20 protein-coding genes and 1 pseudogene are annotated in these 20,588 nt (G+C 44.3%); 5 read left to right on the top strand and 16 right to left on the bottom strand.

Features of this window, described 5'->3' with window-relative positions:
• The first annotated feature begins 142 nt into the window (after positions 1-142).
• A complete protein-coding gene (locus CCS41_RS05235) occupies positions 143-352 on the top strand; it encodes a cold-shock protein (protein ID WP_083429655.1) in 210 nt (69 codons plus the stop codon).
• Between the two features lie 55 nt (positions 353-407).
• Here the strand turns inward: CCS41_RS05235 and speD are convergent, their stop codons facing one another.
• From speD to can, 5 genes are all read right to left on the bottom strand, one after another.
• Positions 408-1,196, bottom strand: a complete 789-nt coding sequence (speD, locus tag CCS41_RS05230) for an adenosylmethionine decarboxylase (RefSeq protein WP_072550953.1) — start codon at positions 1,194-1,196, stop codon at positions 408-410.
• 108 nt (positions 1,197-1,304) lie between these two features.
• Complete coding sequence (gene tnpA, locus CCS41_RS05225; RefSeq protein ID WP_119797021.1) at positions 1,305-1,736, bottom strand: IS200/IS605 family transposase; 432 nt, start codon at positions 1,734-1,736, stop codon at positions 1,305-1,307.
• Positions 1,737-2,068: 332 nt separating this feature from the next.
• The gene (gene speE / locus CCS41_RS05220; protein ID WP_072550248.1) at positions 2,069-2,932 is read right to left on the bottom strand and encodes a polyamine aminopropyltransferase; all 864 of its coding nucleotides are present in this window, start codon (positions 2,930-2,932) and stop codon (positions 2,069-2,071) included.
• A gap of 128 nt (positions 2,933-3,060) precedes the next feature.
• Entirely contained in the window at positions 3,061-3,408 is a 348-nt protein-coding gene (locus CCS41_RS05215; RefSeq protein WP_072550247.1) for a YacC family pilotin-like protein, read from the bottom strand.
• Between the two features lie 75 nt (positions 3,409-3,483).
• Complete coding sequence (gene can / locus CCS41_RS05210) at positions 3,484-4,140, bottom strand: carbonate dehydratase (protein WP_072550256.1); 657 nt, start codon at positions 4,138-4,140, stop codon at positions 3,484-3,486.
• 269 nt (positions 4,141-4,409) lie between these two features.
• Here can and CCS41_RS05205 point away from each other — a divergent pair, with 269 nt between their 5' ends.
• The 4 genes and pseudogenes from CCS41_RS05205 to CCS41_RS05190 all read left to right on the top strand — a co-directional run bounded on the left by CCS41_RS05205 (position 4,410) and on the right by CCS41_RS05190 (position 12,320).
• Positions 4,410-5,327, top strand: coding sequence for an ABC transporter ATP-binding protein (locus CCS41_RS05205; RefSeq protein WP_072550246.1), 918 nt, complete (start codon positions 4,410-4,412; stop codon positions 5,325-5,327).
• 20 nt (positions 5,328-5,347) lie between these two features.
• Positions 5,348-6,117, top strand: a pseudogene (locus tag CCS41_RS05200) (ABC transporter permease).
• 31 nt (positions 6,118-6,148) lie between these two features.
• Entirely contained in the window at positions 6,149-7,492 is a 1,344-nt protein-coding gene (locus tag CCS41_RS05195; RefSeq protein WP_072550244.1) for a TcdA/TcdB catalytic glycosyltransferase domain-containing protein, read from the top strand.
• A gap of 19 nt (positions 7,493-7,511) precedes the next feature.
• Positions 7,512-12,320: a membrane-targeted effector domain-containing toxin gene (locus CCS41_RS05190; RefSeq protein WP_083429599.1), complete on the top strand. Its 4,809-nt coding sequence runs from the start codon at positions 7,512-7,514 to the stop codon at positions 12,318-12,320.
• Here CCS41_RS05190 and CCS41_RS05185 read toward each other — a convergent pair.
• The 11 genes from CCS41_RS05185 to CCS41_RS05140 are packed head-to-tail and all read right to left on the bottom strand — an operon-like array spanning position 12,290 to position 20,508.
• Positions 12,290-13,354 (bottom strand): EscU/YscU/HrcU family type III secretion system export apparatus switch protein, encoded by a 1,065-nt coding sequence (locus tag CCS41_RS05185; RefSeq protein ID WP_162860098.1) that lies wholly within the window; start codon positions 13,352-13,354, stop codon positions 12,290-12,292. The two genes, CCS41_RS05190 and CCS41_RS05185, sit on opposite strands and share 31 nt — an antisense overlap.
• Positions 13,351-14,136, bottom strand: coding sequence for a type III secretion system export apparatus subunit SctT (sctT, locus tag CCS41_RS05180; protein WP_072550241.1), 786 nt, complete (start codon positions 14,134-14,136; stop codon positions 13,351-13,353). Before sctT ends, CCS41_RS05185 begins: the two co-directional genes overlap by 4 nt.
• 1 nt (position 14,137) lies before the next feature.
• Positions 14,138-14,407 (bottom strand): EscS/YscS/HrcS family type III secretion system export apparatus protein, encoded by a 270-nt coding sequence (locus tag CCS41_RS05175; protein WP_072550240.1) that lies wholly within the window; start codon positions 14,405-14,407, stop codon positions 14,138-14,140.
• Positions 14,404-15,054, bottom strand: a complete 651-nt coding sequence (gene sctR / locus CCS41_RS05170; RefSeq protein WP_119797307.1) for a type III secretion system export apparatus subunit SctR — start codon at positions 15,052-15,054, stop codon at positions 14,404-14,406. The genes CCS41_RS05175 and sctR overlap by 4 nt, the downstream gene beginning before the upstream one ends.
• Before the next feature lie 33 nt (positions 15,055-15,087).
• Positions 15,088-15,399: a FliM/FliN family flagellar motor switch protein gene (locus CCS41_RS16485; RefSeq protein WP_240313853.1), complete on the bottom strand. Its 312-nt coding sequence runs from the start codon at positions 15,397-15,399 to the stop codon at positions 15,088-15,090.
• Between the two features lie 14 nt (positions 15,400-15,413).
• Positions 15,414-16,049: a hypothetical protein gene (locus tag CCS41_RS05165; RefSeq protein ID WP_240313852.1), complete on the bottom strand. Its 636-nt coding sequence runs from the start codon at positions 16,047-16,049 to the stop codon at positions 15,414-15,416.
• Complete coding sequence (locus tag CCS41_RS05160; RefSeq protein ID WP_072550237.1) at positions 16,027-16,413, bottom strand: hypothetical protein; 387 nt, start codon at positions 16,411-16,413, stop codon at positions 16,027-16,029. The genes CCS41_RS05165 and CCS41_RS05160 overlap by 23 nt, the downstream gene beginning before the upstream one ends.
• Complete coding sequence (locus CCS41_RS05155) at positions 16,394-16,825, bottom strand: type III secretion protein (RefSeq protein WP_083429601.1); 432 nt, start codon at positions 16,823-16,825, stop codon at positions 16,394-16,396. The genes CCS41_RS05160 and CCS41_RS05155 overlap by 20 nt, the downstream gene beginning before the upstream one ends.
• Positions 16,774-18,099 carry an EscN/YscN/HrcN family type III secretion system ATPase gene (locus tag CCS41_RS05150; RefSeq protein ID WP_072550236.1) on the bottom strand — a complete coding sequence of 442 codons (1,326 nt, stop codon included), beginning with the start codon at positions 18,097-18,099 and terminating at the stop codon, positions 16,774-16,776. Before CCS41_RS05150 ends, CCS41_RS05155 begins: the two co-directional genes overlap by 52 nt.
• On the bottom strand, positions 18,086-20,146 hold the full coding sequence (locus tag CCS41_RS05145) for an EscV/YscV/HrcV family type III secretion system export apparatus protein (protein ID WP_072550235.1): 2,061 nt from the start codon (positions 20,144-20,146) through the stop codon (positions 18,086-18,088). The genes CCS41_RS05150 and CCS41_RS05145 overlap by 14 nt, the downstream gene beginning before the upstream one ends.
• Positions 20,137-20,508, bottom strand: a complete 372-nt coding sequence (locus CCS41_RS05140; protein ID WP_072550234.1) for a type III secretion system protein — start codon at positions 20,506-20,508, stop codon at positions 20,137-20,139. The genes CCS41_RS05145 and CCS41_RS05140 overlap by 10 nt, the downstream gene beginning before the upstream one ends.
• Between the last annotated feature and the right edge of the window lie 80 nt (positions 20,509-20,588).

Genomic DNA, 20,588 nt, shown 5'->3' with positions numbered 1-20,588 from the left:
CTTTGAAACCCGCATTAAGGCGGGTTTTTTCTGTTAATACTGCTCACGAGAGGTTTAATTAAGAAAACTTTAGGATGGGCAACTGCATCTAAACAATAAATAAAAATAATTTGTTAGGATGCCCAAGAAAAGGAAATTTATCATGATGTTAAAAATGGGTCGAGTGAAGTGGTTTGATCAAGGTGCAGGCTATGGTTTTATTTCACTCTACGGTGATGAGTTGGATGTTTATGTCAACAAAACTGCTATTGCCAATACTAAGAATAAGTCGTTAAAGGAGAATCAGCATGTTGAATTTTCTCTTTATCACGGCGCTCATGGACTTTCAGCCGCAGATGTGATTGCTCTATAATCGATATTAACCCGCCCTATTGGGCGGGTTAATAAAGTCATGACAACCATGACAACTAGGAAAAATTGCACCCGTAGTAAATTTCTTGCATTTCTTTGTACAGTCTGTCACTAATCCTCTTCTTCTCTTCCCCACTCAGTTGTTCCAGTTTGGCATCAAACAGATAGTGCTTTAAATCAAGATTTTTTACCATCATCTTGGTATGGAAGATATTTTCTGAATAAACGTTGGCATCTACCATGTTGTATAATTCCTCTATATCTTTAGGTATAAAATTTTGGATAGAATCGATTTTATGATCGATGTAATGTTTAACGCCTGTTGTATCCCGAGTAAAACCACGTACCCGGTAATCTACAGTGACAATATCGGATTCCAATTGACGAATCAGATAGCCAAGCGCTTTCAACGGAGAAATAAGACCACAGGTAGAAACTTCAATATCAGCACGAAAGGTACACAATTCGTCTTCGGGATGACTTTCCGGATAGGTATGAACACAGATATGACTTTTATCCAAATGTGCTACCACTGAGTTTGACGATGATCCAAGGTGTTTTGCAGGATCAGTGGCACCTGAGTCAATAGGTTCTTCACTAATTAATACAGTGACACTGGCACCTTGGGGATCGTAATCCTGTGGAGCAATATTTAAAATGTTAGCACCGATAATCGAGCAGGTTTCTTTCAGGATCTCGGTCAGACGCTCGGCATTATATCGTTCGTCAATGTAGGTGATGTACTCTGCACGGCCATCTGCAGTTTTAGCATAACAAATATCGTAAACACAAAAACTTAAGCTTTTAGTCAGATTATTGAAGCCATGTAGTTTAAGCTTATGCAATTTTATCTCCTCATGGATATGATAGTAAATATCCCCGGCAAAGCCGGGGGCTTTAATTATTAGCCCCTAGAAGAGGCCAACAAACCTTGAACCGCCTGAAGGCGGTCATTACATCCTAAGCTTCAATTGTTCATAATGATTGTCTTGTTTTTCTTGGTATCGAATGTAAGCTCGTATCAGCTCTTCGTTCAAACCCACTGTAGATACAAAGTAACCTCTAGCCCAAAAATTCTCACCACTATAATTCCGGACTTTACCCATAAACCGTCGTACGATTGAGATTGCACTTTTTCCTTTTAGATAACCCATTACATATGACACTGAATATTTCGGCGGAATACTTATGCAAATATGGATATGATCAATCATCAAATGTCCTTCAATAATTTTGCATTCCTTCTGACTTGCTAACTCGTGAAACATCTCACCGAGATGCTTTCTAATTTCACCAAATATTGTTTTTTTACGGCCTTTCGGGATAAAAACAATGTGATACTTACAATCCCATTTCGTATGGCTAAGACTCTGGTAATCTTTCATTTGAATTTCCTATCTCTTGGTCGAGATAGAAGATTCGGGTGACCGCACCACACGGTCAAACCTTACGGAGTCCCCCGGCAAAGCCGGGGATTACCTAATTTTATTTAACAGACCTCTTTCGAAATCGACTACGCAGCACAGGATCACGTAGGTCGATTTCGGAAGAGGTCTCATGTCTTATTAGACTTCTTGCAAAACCGTAGCGAGTACTGCAAATTCAAAGCGCTTGGTGCCAGTAACACGGTGTACAGGCGAGGACATGAGAATTGCGAGCACCACGTAACGCAGAATCTGCTGCACACAGTCGATTTTGCAAGAAGTCTATTGATTCCTTATTTAGGTGACAGTGTATCAAGCAAATATTGTGGCAGCGCAAAACTGCTAATATGGATGGTTGGATTATAATAACGGCATTTTTCCAGGTTAGCTGTGGCAAAACGTTGTTGCAACGTTGTGAGATCTAACTGATGTAAGGCCGAATTGTTTGATGCCCAAGCGAACGTCATCACACCACCGTAATAGCTTGGAATAGCAGCCTGATAAAAACCGACATCAGTAAAAAGCTCTTTCAGTCTTTTGTCGCTGTTAATCACTTCTTCTTCCTGTAAAAAACAGACTCCATTTTGCGCAACAAAGATACCGTCGTCATTTAAACAACGCTCACAACCTTTATAGAACTCAGAAGTAAACAGACTGCTACCTGGACCCACAGGGTCGGTACAATCCGAGATGATCACATCGAACTTTTCTACTGTGTTCTGAACAAAATCAGTCCCATCATCAATCACCAGCTTAAAACGTCGATCGTTATAAGCCCCAGCGCTATGATTGGGTAAATATTTTTTGCAAAGCTCAACGACCTTGGTATCAATTTCTACCATAGTAATCTTGTCAATTTGTTTATGGCGACAGACTTCACGTAACATGCCACCATCACCACCACCGATAATCAATACATTCTTCGTTTTTCCATGAGCCAATAACGGCACATGAGTCATCATTTCATGATAAATAAACTCATCGCCCTCAGTAGTTTGTACCACACCATCGAGCGCCATCACCCTACCAAAAGCCGCATTTTTGAAGATAATGATATCCTGGTGTTCGGTTTTTTCAGTGTATATCCTTTCTTCGACTGAAAAATATTGACCGACGTTGTTATGTAACCTTTCACGCCAGAACTCTGTTGCTGACATCTTTAGCTCCTCTGCTGACGGTAAATACCATAAAAAGGTAACTGCTATAAAAATAAGCGCAGTATGATAGCCAACTTTGCTGGATGTTGCACGACGGAATTTCAAGTAGTGGGATAATCCACGGGATCTTACTTAGTGTGAGACAACGGTACCAATGAGCTACGTGCTAAAAAGCGGCATTTTTTCTGTCTTGAAATGGCAATGCCTCTGAGATCGTGATAACTGTCGTTACCTAACTTGCTCATATTAAAACTGTTATAGTTACTTAAATCCCAACGATTTTGTTGTGCAAAATAAACCAAAGCCTGTTTAATATCGGCATTTGGCAAATTGTTATAGCCACATTCATTTTGCAGATAAACGAAAACAGCAGCCAGATTAGCAAATTCCTCTGCCTCCGGTTGACTCAACGCTTGAGTGATAGAGGAAAATCCAATAAAAAAAAGAACTAACGCAATCAAAGTGATTTTTTTCATCATTGTTAGAGTTATCTCGCAACGTATCCTGTTCACGGATCTTGCTTTTTATTTGCTGTACAGCAACCCGACTATTTATGGCACTGTATTATTATGTAGCGTAGCAATAGCTTTACGGTAATTCATTTCCAATGTTTCCTTGCTGGTTGAGGAGATGTTTAAATCACTGAGACGACCATCTTTAATACCGTAAATCCACCCGTGTAACACCACTTTTTTTCCACGTTTCCAGGCAGAGTTAACAATGGTTGAATGCCCAAGATTATAAACTTGCTCAATCACATTGATTTCACACAGCCTATCGGGGTGAACTTCCACAGGCAGTGTACCGAGTATATCTTTATGCTTATACCAAAGGTCGCGGATATGTAGTAGCCAATTGTCGATCAACCCTCTCTCCTCGTTTTCTAGCGCCGCTTTAACACCGCCACAACCGTAGTGACCACACACAATGATATGTTCGATGGCTAATATATCGACTGCGTATTGCACTACGGACAGACAGTTGAAATCGGTGTGAATCACTAAATTAGCAACATTACGATGAACAAACAATTCTCCTGGCTTCAGACTCGTCAAGCGTTCTGCAGGTACACGACTGTCGGAACAACCAATCCACAGAAAGCGGGGCTTTTGCACTTGAGCAAGACCGGTGAAAAACCCTGGATCTTCTTTGTTCACTAAGTCTGACCAAGTTTGATTATTGGCGAGAAGATCTGTTATTTCTTTCATCGATGGAAATGACCTGTAATAAATGGATTGGCGTAGGATGTTATCAAGAGGTAGCGAACGCAACAACTTATTTGCAAATACATGAGGGTTAACAACAGCACGCACCGCGCTCCATGCGCTTTGACTTCGCAGCACTCTCTGCGGTCTTGCAAGAAGTCTATTGCAAAGATTTACATTAATACATTGATATGAATTAATAAAAACAATCATGTTACCTAAACCACGCTATATACTATAGCCAAGAAATATTCATTAAATAAGGTCTTTTTATGGCTTACGCACTGGAATTATCCCGACTCACCAAAATCTACTCAGGAGGGGTACAAGCACTACGAGGTATCGATTTGCAGGTCGAAGCAGGAGATTTCTATGCTCTACTTGGCCCAAACGGGGCGGGTAAATCCACAACCATCGGTATCATTAGCTCTCTGGTTAACAAAACAGCCGGTAAAGTTCAGGTGTTTGGTTACGATACTGATAAAAATCCTGTTCATGCTAAACATCAGCTTGGCTTAGTACCACAGGAGTTTAACTTCAACCCATTTGAAACTGTGCTACAAATTGTTACAACTCAAGCTGGTTATTACGGTGTCACTCGCAAGCAAGCCAAAATAAGAGCAGCAAAATATCTCGGGCATCTCGATCTTTGGCACAAGCGTAACGAACGTGCTATCCGTTTATCCGGCGGGATGAAACGCCGTTTAATGATTGCTCGCGCACTCATGCATAAACCCAAATTGCTGATCCTAGATGAACCGACTGCCGGAGTGGATATCGAATTGCGACGCACCATGTGGAGCTTTCTAAAAGAACTCAATACCGAGGGAACAACCATTATTCTGACGACACATTATTTGGAAGAGGCAGAAATGCTGTGCCGCAATATTGGTATTATCCAAGGTGGGGAGTTAGTGGAAAATACTTCAATGAAGAAGCTATTGAATAAACTAGAATCGGAAACATTTATTTTTGATCTGGCACCCAAAAGCCCACTGCCGCAGTTAGCGGGTTATCGCTTTTGTTTGCAGGATACTTCTACACTAGAAGTTGATGTCAAACGTGAACAAGGGCTAAATAGCCTGTTTAGCCAACTCAGCTCACAGGGTATTCAGATACAAAGTATGCGCAATAAAACAAACCGCTTAGAACAACTATTTGTTGACCTGCTCAATAAGCCTGATCAATAAAAGGGATGGGAGAAAACAATATGATCCGCTTATGTTGGATTGCATTACAAAGTATTTGGATCAAAGAAATTACGCGTTTTAGTCGCATCTGGATCCAGACACTCGTACCACCGATTATTACCATGTCACTTTATTTCGTTATTTTCGGCAGTCTGATTGGTCCAAGGATTGGTGAAATGGGCGGCGTTGATTACATGCAATTTATTGTCCCAGGGTTAATTATGATGGCGGTTATTACTAACGCTTACGCGAATGTTGCAGCATCATTCTTCAATGCCAAATATCAACGCAATATTGAAGAACTCCTGGTGGCACCCGTACCAACACATATCATCATTATTGGCTACATCGGAGGGGGGTAGCACGAGGGATTATCGTCGGCATATTGGTGACGCTGATCTCTCTATTTTTTGTGCCATTACGGGTGCATTCCTGGTCAATGCTGGCTTTGATCTTACTGCTAACCGCGATTTTATTTTCGCTGGGTGGTTTGTTAAATGCCGTATTTGCTAAAACTTTTGACGATATTAGCCTGATGCCTACCTTCGTTCTCACCCCACTGACTTATCTGGGAGGTGTCTTCTATTCGTTGACGTTATTGCCTCCCTTCTGGCAAGCAGTTTCCAAACTTAACCCGATCGTTTATATGATCAGCGGTTTTCGTTATGGTTTTCTCGGCGTTGCTGAAATGTCACTGACTGTTACCATTGCAGTATTGGCCACCTTTATTGCTGTTTTTTATGCTTTTGTCTGGTATTTGATCAACCGTGGTTGCGGTTTACGTACGTGACTATTGCAAATAGTCTCTTGGAGACAGGCTCATGACTTATCCCGTTAATGTCAGCCCCTCTGCACAACGACAAGATATCGTCAAAAATTTACATTTCGTTTGGTTAGGTAAACTGGGTGGCATACAACAAGACTATATTCAGGCCTGGGGCGGCATCAATGGCGGTGAGCAGGGTTACACAATAAAAGTCTGGTATGATCCTCAAGCACTATTAGCGAGTGAACTGGGTCGACAGATAAAAAGTTTTGCCGCCAAAGATACCTTAATCGGTGAAGGAGATTGGGTTGATAAAGTCATTCAACTGCAAAATCAAGCACACAGAGAAATCAGTCTCGCACTGAGTCATCAAACCTTTGATCAGGCTGCGTCCCATTTTATCTGTACCCATTTAGCAGGATCAGCAGAAAAGCTTGAGCGTATCAAATCTGATAATCAGGCTTCTTTCGATCATTTCATCGCTAACGCCGGTACAGACTATGTACTGCAAGACATTAATAGCCTGGCGTGGCAAGGGATAGATAAAAGATACTACTATCAGGAACTGGCTTTACGACAAAACTTCGCGGCGGCTTCCGATCTTTTACGACTAGAGATACTGCATCAGCAGGGAGGCGCCTACTTTGACATCGATTTTTTACCTCAATGGAAACCCCTCCCCTTCCCCGCAGAGATAACGACAAAAATTGAACACTTGCAGGTGAGAGGCAGTGTCAATCTTCTGAAAACACAGTTAGTACTGGAACATTTACAGGCAGATTTTCCCCATCGGCAGGCGTTGGCTAATGCGAATCAATATCACAATTATGCTGCCGAATTTGCCAGGCAAAGTACAGAACATGCCGCTCTCGTCAATAGGCTGCGTACCTTTCTCCAAAGTGTCGGTCACTCACCAAGTCATTTCTTCCAAGCATTAGGGCAACAAAAATTACCGCCAGACGGTATTCAACTGGCAAAAATATTATGGGGTACCTCGAATGCCGCTATTGTAGCACCGGCTAACAGCCGATCCTTAACCGAGGTGCTGCGACAAATAGGCAACAATTATCGCCGTTTGTCAGAAGCTGGACTGATTAATATTAAGCAAAGCAGTGATATTAGCCAAAAAAAAGGTCTTGAGTACGCCAGTAAATTCGAGCACGATTATGGTTATGCACGGAATGCTGATCCTCAGCTTTTCCTGGCAATGGATTACCGTTTGGATGGTCTTGCCGACGAAGCAAAAGCAACCATCGGTATTAGTGGGCCAGGCGCAGTAAAACGTGCTTTACAAAAGTTATCACATGAAAGCGATCCAACACTCCCCTTTAGCGGTGATGTGTTTGAGCAATTTAATGCGAATACCGAAGAGGATAGAATAACACTCCTGGCTTATTAAAACAGAAAGCATCTCAGATATGGGATTTCGACGGGTGATGTCTCGTGATCAACTGTTGAAAGAAGCGAGGGTACCCTTGAAACCCATAGGTACGTTATATCAAAATATTCTTACTTCCCTGTACAAGCTTCATCGCACTCGAGGTACCGAACGTGTCGAAACGGCCTTTATCCTGAAAAACCAAATACGCACTTATATTGAAAAAAATCCGAATTCTAATCGTCGTCGTGCAGCTTTTTTACAGTTGGAAAAGCAAATTAATCAAGCACTCTTCCCCGTTGCTGTAGCAGATTTCGCCGAAGTGATCACGCCTATTGCGATCGAACAACCGACGCTAGCAAAAGAACTTTATCGCGATACCTTTAATACAACCAGAAGTTACCTCCTCGATAATCCCGTACAAGGTCAGCATCTCGATCTAACTGATTTGTCCTTAACCCATAATCTGGCGATACGATTGGAGAAAATTATTATTCTGGTAGATAATTTAGCATCAGGTAACAAAAAATATCATTCACTGGATACGCAAGATTACCTTTTGCTCACTGATTTTTTCCACCAACATGACGGTAAGTTGGACATCAAACGCGTCATACTGACCGCCTTTAATGAAGTACATTATTTAGCCTGGCGTAAAAATGTACATCATGGGCTGCAACTCCAAGACCTTTCTCCTCAGTCAGGTTTAAGTGGTCAAGCAGCACTGCAACAGATTCAACACTGGAATGAGATACAAACTGAAGGAGCCGTGGCTCTGATAGATGCGGGAAGAAATAATCACGAACCGCGGGTAAAAATCGACACACGACTTGTCTTACAGGGGCTGTATACCGACAACAAGGCATCTCATACCTCTCACCAAACACCTTCGCACACTGCAACCTTAGCTCTGGCATGGCTTGATGCCCGCTCTCAAGGAGAGAGAACGGCAAACCAGTTTTTGACAGGATTAGAAATTCATACCGCATTAAACGAACAAAGAGCCGATAGCCTTCTTTCACAGCAAAAAACACAACAAACAGATCACTTGCGTGAGTTATTTAATCAGATAAAAAGAACACTAGGCAATCAACCATTTTTTACCCACCAGCAGATAGCGGCTTTTAACGGAGAGACCGGTCATTATTTATTAAAAGTGGGTAACCATGTCCTGGCACTGACCCATCAGCAGCAAGGTGAACAATACACTTCGTTGCTCTACGCACCCAATATCGGGGAAATGCGCGTCACGGGTTCAGATCCTAACGATAATATGCGAGCACTTTATGCCGCTGTACAGCAATACCTGGCAGGAAAAAATAGCGTTTGGGGTAGCACAACTCGAGCGGAACACTGGGGATTAACGCAGGTAGAGGGTCAGTATCCCGTTGAGGTTTTTAAGGTCAATATCGATACGACCAAGGAAAGGTTTCCTGAGCTGGCTAAGCTAACGAAACTGTTGGTAGATGCCGACACCAAGCCAACACAAATCGACGCTACATCGGATACATTATGGTCATCATTGCATAAAAAACGGACTGACTGGCAACAGATCAGACAAATGAACCACTATGCTAACAAAATAATGAAAAAATACGGTTACTGGAGCGGAATATCCGGCATTTTTCAATATAGCAGCCTGTTAACACGTAATGATCTGACAAAAAGGCAAAGGGAAGATTTAATCTTTGAAAGAAACATTACTATCGCATCTATGGGTTTAGATAAAGTACAGGATATCAGTCTGACTGGTATGAATCGCTATCTCGCTCGCTTACAATCCGCCAATCACGTTATTCGGGCTGGCCACACCCACCTTGGGATCAAACTGTTCGGCTCCCGCACCGGGCAGATCAGTATTCACACGGCGACTAAATTAACTAAATTTGCTGCCCCAACCTTAGGGCTTTTATCCAGTAGTCTAGACATCGTCAACGCTGCCCGTTTATTTTCCCAACTGTCATCAGAAATTAATCCCGATGTCCGACGTGATATTATCGTTAATGCTTCCCTTTCTACAATCAATGCCGCTGTCGGCATCAGCAGTGGTGTTGCTTTAGCAGCAGGAGGCAGAGTAGCGGTAATCGCCACGCCAGCATCGATTGCCATTAGCATGGCGATTACCGTGGTAACACAAAATTATGCTGCTATTCGCACACTTCGGACAATCGAAAAATATACCCGATTAACTTTCTCTGAAAAAATAGATAATTATGTCCAATTATTCTGGGGAGCAGGGCCAAGAGCCGAGGTGCAAAATCGCATACAGAGGGAACAGACCAGGGAAAATGCGCGTGCATACTATGATCGCATTGTAGATGAATACGCAGATAAAATGGTCAACACATCAACACGCGGTATCAATACAGTCTATTACAGCCGCGGTGATTTTGATCTGCAAAAAAATAACTATCGCATATTATTCGTTTATAAAATAATTGGTCGAAAAAGAAATAAACTGAGAATACTGCCACTCACCAATCAGGACAGGATATACCCAGAAGATATACCTCGTGTCAAAACAGAGTACCGTAATCATCATAAATATAAATACTTTAAACTTCATTTTTCAGAGAGAAGCAGCCAGTATCACTATTTTACGCCAACTAATCTGCATGATGTTGATGATGTCGTTGATGCAAGTGATCCACTGGGTGGCCTGACGGCCAGTGTAAGAAAAACGCTAGCAGTACCCACCAGTGCGGATCAGAGACAGCCCGATCAACAAGCAGGAGCGATGGTACAAGAAGGTGCCATTCTTTTTTATCTTGGCGGCGGTAACGATGTTGCCATTGGCCACCCCAACAAAAAAAACATATTTCAAGTGGCTGCAGGCAGTAAAGACTACACCGGTGGTCAATTAGCTGATGTTTTTTACCTCACAGGCGCGGCAGCACCGACAACAGCCAGCAAACTCAATGGCGGCAAGAGTCATGGCAATATTATTATTGCTGACAGCAAACCTTCGGCAGGCACAGGTTATAACATCGATCTCAAACTGGGTACTGTTCGCTATCACGAACAAGAGGCTTTAATTGCCCGTATTGATAATATTGAACATGCGGTTGGGCATGCTGAGACTAACGATATTCTGATCGGTAATCAAGAGAGCAACCATCTCGATGGTAAAGGGGGTGACGACAAACTCTATGGTAACGATGGCGATGATATCCTGGTATTAGCCAGAGGCTTCGCTGACGGGGGTAACGGAATAGATACCTACCATATTTTGCAAAACCCAAAAACTGATCTGAGTGTTATCAATATAGATGAAAGCTCATCGCAAGAAACATCCAGGCAAGAAGTTAGTAATATCATGCTCGATTATCACGTTGATCACATCAAGGCCGTCACATTTATTAAGCCAGACAAAAGGATAACCGGGCTTAATACAAAAAGCAGGCGCTACGGAATTGAAATATTGTTGCAAAACGATAATGGTACAGAAACGATTTTGAGATTACAGGATGTCTATCGGCTCGCTGATAATGACGAAACTCAGGTTGAGCAGGTTAAACAGTATCTTTTATCAACCCGTGATGGCATGCAGCTATTCCCTGAATGGCCATCAGTCATAAAGTGGAATACTGAAGATAACTGCTGGCCATTTTCACCCTCATTCAAAGCACAATATAGGGTGACTTATGATCACAGAAAAAGCAGCCTCGATTTTTTCAACACCCCCACAACAAACGGTTTTATTCATCTAAAACAACAGTATATGGAGCAACCAGGAGAGGTAACGGTGGCGGGTACTAGGGTGGTCTTGCCCAGCTTTGTCCAGTTGATGGCTGAAGATACTGCCTTTAATGATCACCTGGAAGGGAATAAACAAAATAACCAATTATACAGCCGCTACGGCAATGACAGATTGAAAGGAGATGCTGGGACGGATATCTACCATATTTACAGCAATCAAATTTCGCCAAACCGGGCTACCTTGCGCCGAGAAATAACCCTCGATAACCAGGACACCCAACCCGATCCTCAATTAGATCTGTTGGTACTACATAACCTATCTATTGAACAACTGAATAAAATTGACCGAGACGGTGACGATATTCTTTTGAGCAGAGCGATTGCTGATCCAGATAATAATGTCGATATGGCAATACGTATTAAAAATTTTATGCGTGATGCCAGTTATCGCCATATTGCCTTGATGGATAAATCAGGAGGTTTTTATCAATTAAATGTTGACCAACAAGAACAACCCTATCTTGATAAGACACAGAGTGACATGCAGGCGACAGAAGGGAACGACATCATTAGATTATCTGGCGCAGTAGTCCTCACTGACAATACCTTTGATGCGTTGGACGGTGACGATATTATCATTGATATCAGTGAACGCGATCGGTGCTTAATCGGTGGTGCAGGTAATGATATTTTAATCGCCACGGGCGCAGGAAAAAAAACATTTATCGGTGGCCTTGGAGACGATAAATTATTTGGCGCTAACGGAGATGACACCTATCATTTTGCCCGTGGTGATGGTTATGATGAAATTGAAGACAGCGGCGGTACTGATACCTTGTTGTTGAGTGGAGCGATATGGAGAGAAGAAATGCTTTTTCAAAGAAATAAAGATAATTTGCAAATTATGATCAGATGGCGAAATACCTATGATGCTATTACCATTAAAAACTATTTCACCTCCTCGGAAAATAAAATCGAAAAAATACGAACAGAGGAAGAGGAAATAACTGCTGCCGAGATAGAAACCTTAGTACAGACGATGCCTCTATTCCCCACTGATGCACCCAGCTCTCTTCAGCCGACACCAACGGCGGCAATCAACGGTGCAAACCTGCTCACTCATCCCTCTTCCTCTTCCTCAGCTTGGTAATCCAATTGCAATACCATCCGCAATAATGCGGCGACAGGTTCAAACAGATGTTCGGGGATAACATCACCACAATTGACATCACTATGTAATGCCCTCGCTAGCGACACATTTTCTACTACTGGCACCTCCATTTGTTCCGCTAGCCTGATAATGGTTCTTGCCACCTCAGCATGTCCCTTTTCGATCACCACGGGCAAAGGCGCTTCTTCTGGATGATAAAACAAACAAACGGCAAAATGCGTGGGATTACGCACCACAGCGGTTGATCGCTTCACATTGGACGCCAAACTACCGCTCTGTATTTGCTGTTGCAATTCCCGCCGTTTCTGTTTGATATGGGGATCGCCCTCGGTATCTTTATGTTCCCGTTTAACTTCTTCCTTCGACATTCTTAGCTGCTTCATCACGCTATGGCGTTGAAAAGAATAGTCGAGCAGAGCAAACAATAAATAACAGGCAATTAATGAACCGAGCAGCCAGCTCATTAACGTACCAAATACCGGAACGGCGCAGGCACTGCCACAATAGGATAAATAGCCAAAGGTAGGAGCATAACGACTGAGTAAATAACCGAAAATTAATGACAGTAAAATAATTTTAGTTAATGATTTCGCCAATTCGAACAGGCTACGTAATGACACTAAATTACGCAAATTACTGATAGGATTAATCCTCTCCCCTTTAAAAGAAAGCGCCTTGGTTGCCAATAAGGGGCCCACTTGGACAATCCCCATCAATAAGGTTATCAATACTAAGGCACCGCCCAAAATACCTGTCACATGCACCAGCAGTGACGTTGCTTCTGAACCAAGACGCAATGCCGCAATATTGAGCGGCTGATTTAGTTGTTCAATACTACTCATAATTAACGCAGCGACTTGATCGACCAGATCGTAACCCGTCAACATAAAATAGACCAACACCACTACCAGCTGTGCACCCGAAGTGATTTCCACACTTTTAATTACCTGTCCTTTTTCACGGGCGTCCTTAATTTTTTTCGGGGTGGGTTGTTCGTTTTTTTCAGCCACTATTCACTACTCCTTAATGACTGAATGATCCTACCCATATCTTGCTCAATATTATCAATTTGAGACAAATAATGGTGGAACGCAAAGGGCAAACCAATAAGTAATAAAAATAGGGCCATCGCGCTTTTGATCGGCATAGCGAGAAAAAAAACATTAAGTTGCTGTGCTGAGCGGTTAATTAACCCCAAGGCTAAATCTGTTAATAACATCACCAATAATGCAGGCAAGGCAAAAGTCATACAGAGTTCAAACATGAGTCTCCACTGTATTTTAATAAAGGTAAAAAAGGATGCAGAAGGCATGATCCCTTGCCCAAGAGGCAACAGTTTATAAGAACCGTACAGCACCAAAAGTAATTGATTAAAACCACCAGAGATCAAAAACAGCACGGATAAAACCTGGGTGAATAAAATACCGAAAATAGAGGATTGCATCCCCATCGTCGGGTTAAGCAAGGTCGCCATAGTGGCACCGCGCATGGTATCTATCAAAAAGCCGGCCATATCTATCGCCCAAAACGGCAAAGCGGCAAAAAAACCAATGATCACCCCGATCAATAATTCGACCAACACCAGTGAAAACCAGGCGATCAGTGAGCCGGAAGTAATCAATGGCGATGAAACAAACAACGGCGTCATGGGTAAAGCAATCGCCACCACTAAACCATTACGCAGTAAACTACTACCCAGACTACGAGCAGTAAACAAAGGTAAAATCAATAACATACCAAATGGTCGCACCATCGCCAGTGCTAATGCTGCTACCCAAAATAGATGCTCAGCCACTTCAGTTACGCATATTGCCGATTTGTGAAAAAACCTGGTGGGTATAGTTCAACAGCGTACTGCCCATCCAATGATAGCTGGCTAACAAAGTCACCGAGACTGCCAATAATTTAAGCAAAAACTGTAATGTTTGGTCCTGTATCTGAGTTAAGGCCTGAAACAGGCTGATCAATAATCCAACGACTGAAGCAACGACCACGACTGGCATGGAAAGCATTAAAACAATCCACAACACCTGGGTGGTGAGTTGAACAACAATGGCATTACTCATGTGTATGATCCTACTAATTGCCCCAACAACAGATGCCACCCACCGACCATAAGAAAGACAAGTAGCTTAAAGGGTAAAGAGATGGTCATCGGTGATACCATCATCATTCCCATCGCCAGTAATATATTAGACACAATGAGGTCGATAGCCACAAAAGGCAGATAGAGTAATAGCCCAATTTTAAACGCCTCTGTCAGTTGGCTGACAGTAAAGGCTGGCATCAATATCAGCAATGAATCAGATTTAATTTTATCGCGATATTTTTCCGGCCAATCGTTTTTAACGATATCAGAGAAAAAACTGGTTTGTTCGGACGCCGTATGACGCAGTAAAAAAGCGCGATAAGGCTCCAATGCTTTTTTATCAATTTCTTGCGCAAGAGCGGCAATATCATCTGGCAATTTTTCTCCTTGCAGGCGTTCATACGCATCTAACCCAACCGGTGCCATAATAAACACCGTTAATACTAACGCCAGGCCATAAATAGCAATATTCGGCGGCACTTGCTGCACGCCGAGCGCGTTACGTAGCAGAGAAAATACCACTGATAACTTTAGAAACGACGTCCCCATCACCACCAAGAGTGGTAATACAGATAATAAAAACAGCAAAACGATCAACTGGTAGGAGCTATTAAGTAATTCCATTGCCGATTCCACTAGGGCTTGTTGTTTATACCACTAAGGTGTTAGCCACCACTGTTCGATTTTCACCAATAATTCATCGTCACAGCTGACTAGGTAGCCAGAGCCTACTGGCTGCCCACGTAATCGAATGCTGACTTCACCGTAGTGATTGCTTTGACAGTTCAATGTCTGCCCCACCTTGAGTTGACCAATTTTAGCCGTCGGGAGGGTGAGGCAGCCAATCTCCATCGTTAGTGTCTGAGGCAATTGATGTAAAGAAACGGATTGGTTTTTTGATGGCGACAGAGCGGCACTATCCAGCTCCAGTAATTCATCAATATCCTGATTTATATTTAGTATTGTCATCTGGTTTTCCTCACTTAACCTGATATGAATCTGCGGCCCCGCGACCTGCCACAACCAGCAGCAGCCCCCTCAAGATCGGCAGCAGCAGATAACCGCAACCCATCACCAACGTGAATCCTTTGCAATTGTACCAACGATAAGCGACACCAACCCACCACCAATCCGCATTGATACTGCAATGGTAGACGCTCACCTGACGCAGACGATTTATTACGTGGCCAATCCGCTAAAATTTGAGATAACACCCGCAACGGCCAATCGACTAACACAGCATGAAATTGCCGATCTTCCTGGCTAAACGTGCAGACCACTGCCCACTGTTTTAATAAATGCTCTTCACGCGGCAACTGATCAGTCACCGCCAATGGAAGAAATACCGATGTTAATGGCGCAAGCGCCCAGTGAGACACACCAACCAATAAATCCTCGTCCAGACAGCTGGCGTCAGGAACAGCAAGCACAGTTTCTAGCCAGTCAGTCCACTCTTGTTGAGGCAGCCAAACGCCAGCGCTAACCCGATCCAGCGTCACCGGCAGATAAACGCCAGCACCTTCGACCACTTTCAGACTCACTGTTACCGCATTTTGTGTCCGGCCGTCTCCCAGTAGTGAACTTAACGATGTTAACTCAGGGGATAGATTCAACGGCATCAACGACCTCCAACGAACAGGGAACACCAAGCCGTGTTAGCGCGCGCTGCCAACGCGCTTTGAACCGGGACAGCAAGCGTTTCGTCTTACTGTTGGAACAGCGCAACTGTAACACCCAGCCGCTTGCGGTTAGCGTGACACGCACTTGCGTTCCATTAAGGACCCCAGAAACAATACGGTAATCCGCCCACTGATCCGGTGATGCCAATCCGTGTTGCGCGGCCTTAGTTGCCACCAATTTATGAGATAACTGTGGTTGCAGATAACCGGCAAAACGTTCTCGGTCTCGCTGATCGCCCTGTTTAGGGTCATTAGCGATGCTTGCCCTCACGGGTATGGCACCTTCAATATCGATTCGACTCATCTTCAATCAGTATCCGTAGTTTTTCCTGCTCACGCAAATTACGCTGCAACAATGCTCGTTGTTCTTCTACCTTTTCGGCAAGCTGCTGACCTTGTTCCAACAATTCACTAATTTGCGATTGTTGACCACGTTCTTGTTGATAAAGCTGGTGTAATTGATCTTTTTGTTCACTGAATTCAGCCGGCGCTAACAAACCACACCATTGTGTCAGCTCACGTAATTGCTGGCAAAGTTGTTGACGTTTAACACGACTGGCCGCTAGCTGCTCATTCAGCTCCGCTTGTTGTTGACAATACTGCGCAATACCACGACGCAAACTTTGTTCCCTGCGCTCGCGGATCCCCAACAAACGGCCCAGGGTTATGACTCCAGCACGTGCTCGAGCTGCTTTAATGTTTGTTCCAGATCGCAATGTGTCTCTCTCCCCTGTTGCAAAAAAGCACAAACCGCGGGATAACGGCGCAAGGCTTCATCCGCCTCAGGATCATGACCGGTTTGATATTCACCTACACGGACCAATAATTCAATCTCCTGATAGCGTGCCTGTATCAGGCGTAGTTTTTGCGCCAGTGCCAAATGCTTTGCGGATACCACCTGTGGCATAATTCGGCTGACACTGGCCGCAATATCGATCGCTGGATAATGCCCCGCTCCTGCCAATTGCCGTGACAAAACGATATGACCATCCAAAAGTGAGCGAACTTCGTCAGCTACCGGTTCGTTCATATCATCCCCTTCGACCAATACCGTGTAAAACGCAGTAATACTGCCGCGATCGCTATTGCCGGTTCGTTCCAGCAAACGCGGCATCGCTGCAAAGACGCTGGGAGGAAAACTACCGGCTGCTGGCGTTTCACCCGCGGCCAGGCCGATTTCGCGCGCCGCCCTGGCATAACGTGTTAACGAATCGGCCATCAATAATACTTTTAAACCCCGGTCGCGATAATATTCGGCAATGGTGGTTGCTGTGTAGATACCTTTGAGGCGTTCCAATGCCGGACGATCAGACGTTGCGACCACCATTACCGTGCGGGCGCGCGCTTTTTCTGTCAGCACCTGTTCAAGAAATTCCCTGACTTCACGTCCACGCTCGCCGATCAGCGCTAGCACCATCACATCGGCATCACTGCCCTCACACAACATACCGAGTAAAGTACTTTTCCCAACACCCGCAGCAGCGAAAATGCCAATACGCTGACCTTCTCCACAGCACAACATAGCATCAATTGCACGTACACCCGTGACCAAGGGTTTTTCTATCGGATTACGCGTCAGCGGGTCCGGGGGCGCACGATCCAGTTCACGCCAATTGCCACCCAATGGCGCACCATTATCCATCGGTTGCCCTAACCCATCGAGGATTCGGCCCGTTAACCCCGATCCTACCGCTACACGGTGAGCATGTCTTAAAGGAGACACTCTTTGCCCACTACGCAACCCTTCGGAGGAGGAGAAAGGTGACAACAGTGCCACCTGTTGTTCAATAGAAACCACTTCAGCCAGTATCCCCTCAGGCTCTATGCGGCAAAGTTCCCCCATGCTGACTCCTGGCAAGCTAGCGCGCAGCAAAGTGGACCCGACATCCAGTATCGAACCACTGTAACTTAAGCCACTCGGCGGTGAGGTTGCAAAACTCAATTGCCGTTGTAAATTTGCACTCAGTAGATGAATATCAGGCAAATTCATCGAGTTCTTCCCCAATCAGCTCAACCATACCCACCACTTTAATATTAATTTCATCACCCAATTCCTGCCAGGAAAGCACGGGTAAGATAAACATGTCACGTTCAATAATTTTGCGCAAAAAACGGCGTACATCAATAGCCGTTAATAATGCAACATCAGGGTGCTCTTCAACAGCAGCTTTAATTTTATCCAAGATCAAACGTGATTGCTTTGGATCCAACGACGAATAGGTTCCCGCAGAAGTCTGGCGGATAGATTCACGGATAAGATTTTCGACTCCCTCACCAATACGCAACGCTGGCAACCAACTGTTACCCTTACCGAAACGTAAACAGAGATGACGGCGCAAAGCAATACGCGCATATTCTGTCAACATGATGATATCTTTTTCTTTGGGTGCCCATTCCACCAAAGCACCAAAAATCGTCCGTAAGTCACGGATTGAAATACCTTCTTCTACTAGCCGTTGTAAAATCTCTGTCACTTTGCCTACGGGCATCTGACGTTGTAATTCTTTCACCAGTTCGGCATAACGCCCTTCCATCGCATCCATTAAATAACGTGCTTCCTGCACACCGATAAACTCTGAGGTATGGCGTTCCAACACCCGTTTCAAACAGTGAATGATACGTTGATTCCCTTCGGTATAGGGGATACCTAGCGTTTTTGCGCGTTCTTTCTGGGAGGCGGGGATCCAATGTAATTCGCCTATATTATGAGCCAGTGTCTCGCTACGTGATCCTAATTGTACATTAGGCGTATTGAGCAACAGATCGTCAGGCGGTAACACCAGTTTAAGTACCTGCTCTTGATAAACACGAATCGATAAACTGTTATCCGCCCAAGAAGGATCACAACGTATCACCACCTCAGGGAGCGGCACGCCAAGATATTCAAAACGTCGCCAACGGAGTCCGTCCACATCACGCTTTAAATCCTTGTGATGCAGATTGGTAGAACAGTACAACATCAGTGGTACTGCCCCTGGTGTCATTTCTGCGCCTTCCTGATAGTCAACATCTTCACCGTCCACACTCATGCTATTGCCTGCTTGCGTGCCACGGCGTTTTTTACGGTAGATAATAAAAGCCGGGGCCACAATAAGTGCCGCCAGCCCGGCGAAATCTAGAAACGGAAAGCCAGGCAATAACGCAAACATCAACAGTAGTCCTGCAGCCATCCACAATGCTTCTGGTTGTCGAACAATCTGACTGGCCACATCTTTCGCCAGACTCTGCTTTTCATCGGCAGGAACACGTGTAACCACAATCCCGGCAGTAATCGAAATCAGCAATGAAGGAATTTGCGCCGCTAACCCATCACCCACGGAAAGCACGGAATAAGTCTGTACCGCATCTCCTGCCGACATCTGATGCTGAAAAACACCGATGGCAATACCGCCAATAATATTGACTAAAATAACAATGATGCCAGCGATAGCATCACCTTTAACAAATTTCATCGCACCATCCATGGCACCAAATAGCCGACTCTCTTTTTGCACCCTCGCCCGCTGGCGACCCGCTTCCGCGGCGTCGATAACACCTGCTCGCAAATCACCATCGATGCTCATCTGTTTGCCTGGCATCCCATCGAGAGAAAAGCGTGCGCTGACTTCGGCTACCCGTTCAGAACCCTTGGTGATGACAATAAACTGTACCACGGTGATAATGGTAAAGATGATCAAACCCACGGTGAGATTTCCACCCACGACAAATTGACCAAACGCCTCAACAATTTCTCCCGCATCATGCTGTAGCAATACCAAACGGCTGGTACTGATGGTTAATGCCAGCCGATATAAGGTGGTAATCAACAACAATGAAGGAAAAACCGAAAAATCCAGCGGATCACGTAAGTAAATCGCAATCATCAATAAAGTAACGGAAAGCGCGAGATTGATAACAATCAACACATCGACCAATGCCGTCGGCAATGGCAGGATCATCATAAAGATGGCGACCAACAACATCACCGCCAGAAATATATCTTGCCGGGCAACTATCAGCATTAGCCCACGTTTAATTGGTTCGAACATTATGACCATTCGCCTTGAAGAGATCTAAGTAGTACACATTGCTGCTTATAGAGTTGATACCAGAATTCAGCGCCAGCAGCGGCATGAGGACAGCAACTTACCATAATACCCGTACCCAATCGATAGATGCGTTGCGGGATACCCTGAAAACGCTCAAGCCGCCAACGTTGCTGTAAAGTACGCAATTCATCGAGACTCGGCATGGCTTTTAAACGCCCCGTCGTCAGTAGTAACCTTTGCTGCTTAATCTCAATAAATACTGCACGCTGACCTATGCGCCATTCCATACAGGATGCAACCGCTTTACAGGGTAATTCCGCTAATTTAACAAATAATTGCAAATTGCGGGTCATTACCAAATCCATATCCACTCTCGGCTCCGCTTAAAACCTGTTCGACATCTCTCGTACTCGCTGATACACCGTTAAAAACGCGCTCAACATGTTCATTG

Origin of the sequence: Candidatus Fukatsuia symbiotica (genome assembly GCF_003122425.1) — a bacterium.
GTDB lineage: Bacteria > Pseudomonadota > Gammaproteobacteria > Enterobacterales > Enterobacteriaceae > Fukatsuia > Fukatsuia symbiotica.
Note: the sequence above shows the minus strand (reverse complement) of the source record. Positions and strands in the feature narration are given on the sequence as shown.

What these genes read in the sequence shown, in the direction of transcription:
- CCS41_RS05235 (WP_083429655.1), top strand. Translation starts at nt 143, where the DNA reads ATGATGTTAAAAATGGGTCGAGTGAAGTGGTTTGATCAAGGTGCAGGC.
- tnpA (WP_119797021.1), bottom strand. Translation starts at nt 1,736, where the DNA reads ATGAAAGATTACCAGAGTCTTAGCCATACGAAATGGGATTGTAAGTAT.
- speE (WP_072550248.1), bottom strand. Translation starts at nt 2,932, where the DNA reads ATGTCAGCAACAGAGTTCTGGCGTGAAAGGTTACATAACAACGTCGGT.
- CCS41_RS05215 (WP_072550247.1), bottom strand. Translation starts at nt 3,408, where the DNA reads ATGAAAAAAATCACTTTGATTGCGTTAGTTCTTTTTTTTATTGGATTT.
- can (WP_072550256.1), bottom strand. Translation starts at nt 4,140, where the DNA reads ATGAAAGAAATAACAGATCTTCTCGCCAATAATCAAACTTGGTCAGAC.
- CCS41_RS05205 (WP_072550246.1), top strand. Translation starts at nt 4,410, where the DNA reads ATGGCTTACGCACTGGAATTATCCCGACTCACCAAAATCTACTCAGGA.
- CCS41_RS05195 (WP_072550244.1), top strand. Translation starts at nt 6,149, where the DNA reads ATGACTTATCCCGTTAATGTCAGCCCCTCTGCACAACGACAAGATATC.
- CCS41_RS05190 (WP_083429599.1), top strand. Translation starts at nt 7,512, where the DNA reads ATGGGATTTCGACGGGTGATGTCTCGTGATCAACTGTTGAAAGAAGCG.
- CCS41_RS05175 (WP_072550240.1), bottom strand. Translation starts at nt 14,407, where the DNA reads ATGAGTAATGCCATTGTTGTTCAACTCACCACCCAGGTGTTGTGGATT.
- sctR (WP_119797307.1), bottom strand. Translation starts at nt 15,054, where the DNA reads ATGGAATTACTTAATAGCTCCTACCAGTTGATCGTTTTGCTGTTTTTA.
- CCS41_RS16485 (WP_240313853.1), bottom strand. Translation starts at nt 15,399, where the DNA reads ATGACAATACTAAATATAAATCAGGATATTGATGAATTACTGGAGCTG.
- CCS41_RS05165 (WP_240313852.1), bottom strand. Translation starts at nt 16,049, where the DNA reads ATGCCGTTGAATCTATCCCCTGAGTTAACATCGTTAAGTTCACTACTG.
- CCS41_RS05160 (WP_072550237.1), bottom strand. Translation starts at nt 16,413, where the DNA reads ATGAGTCGAATCGATATTGAAGGTGCCATACCCGTGAGGGCAAGCATC.
- CCS41_RS05150 (WP_072550236.1), bottom strand. Translation starts at nt 18,099, where the DNA reads ATGAATTTGCCTGATATTCATCTACTGAGTGCAAATTTACAACGGCAA.
- CCS41_RS05145 (WP_072550235.1), bottom strand. Translation starts at nt 20,146, where the DNA reads ATGGTCATAATGTTCGAACCAATTAAACGTGGGCTAATGCTGATAGTT.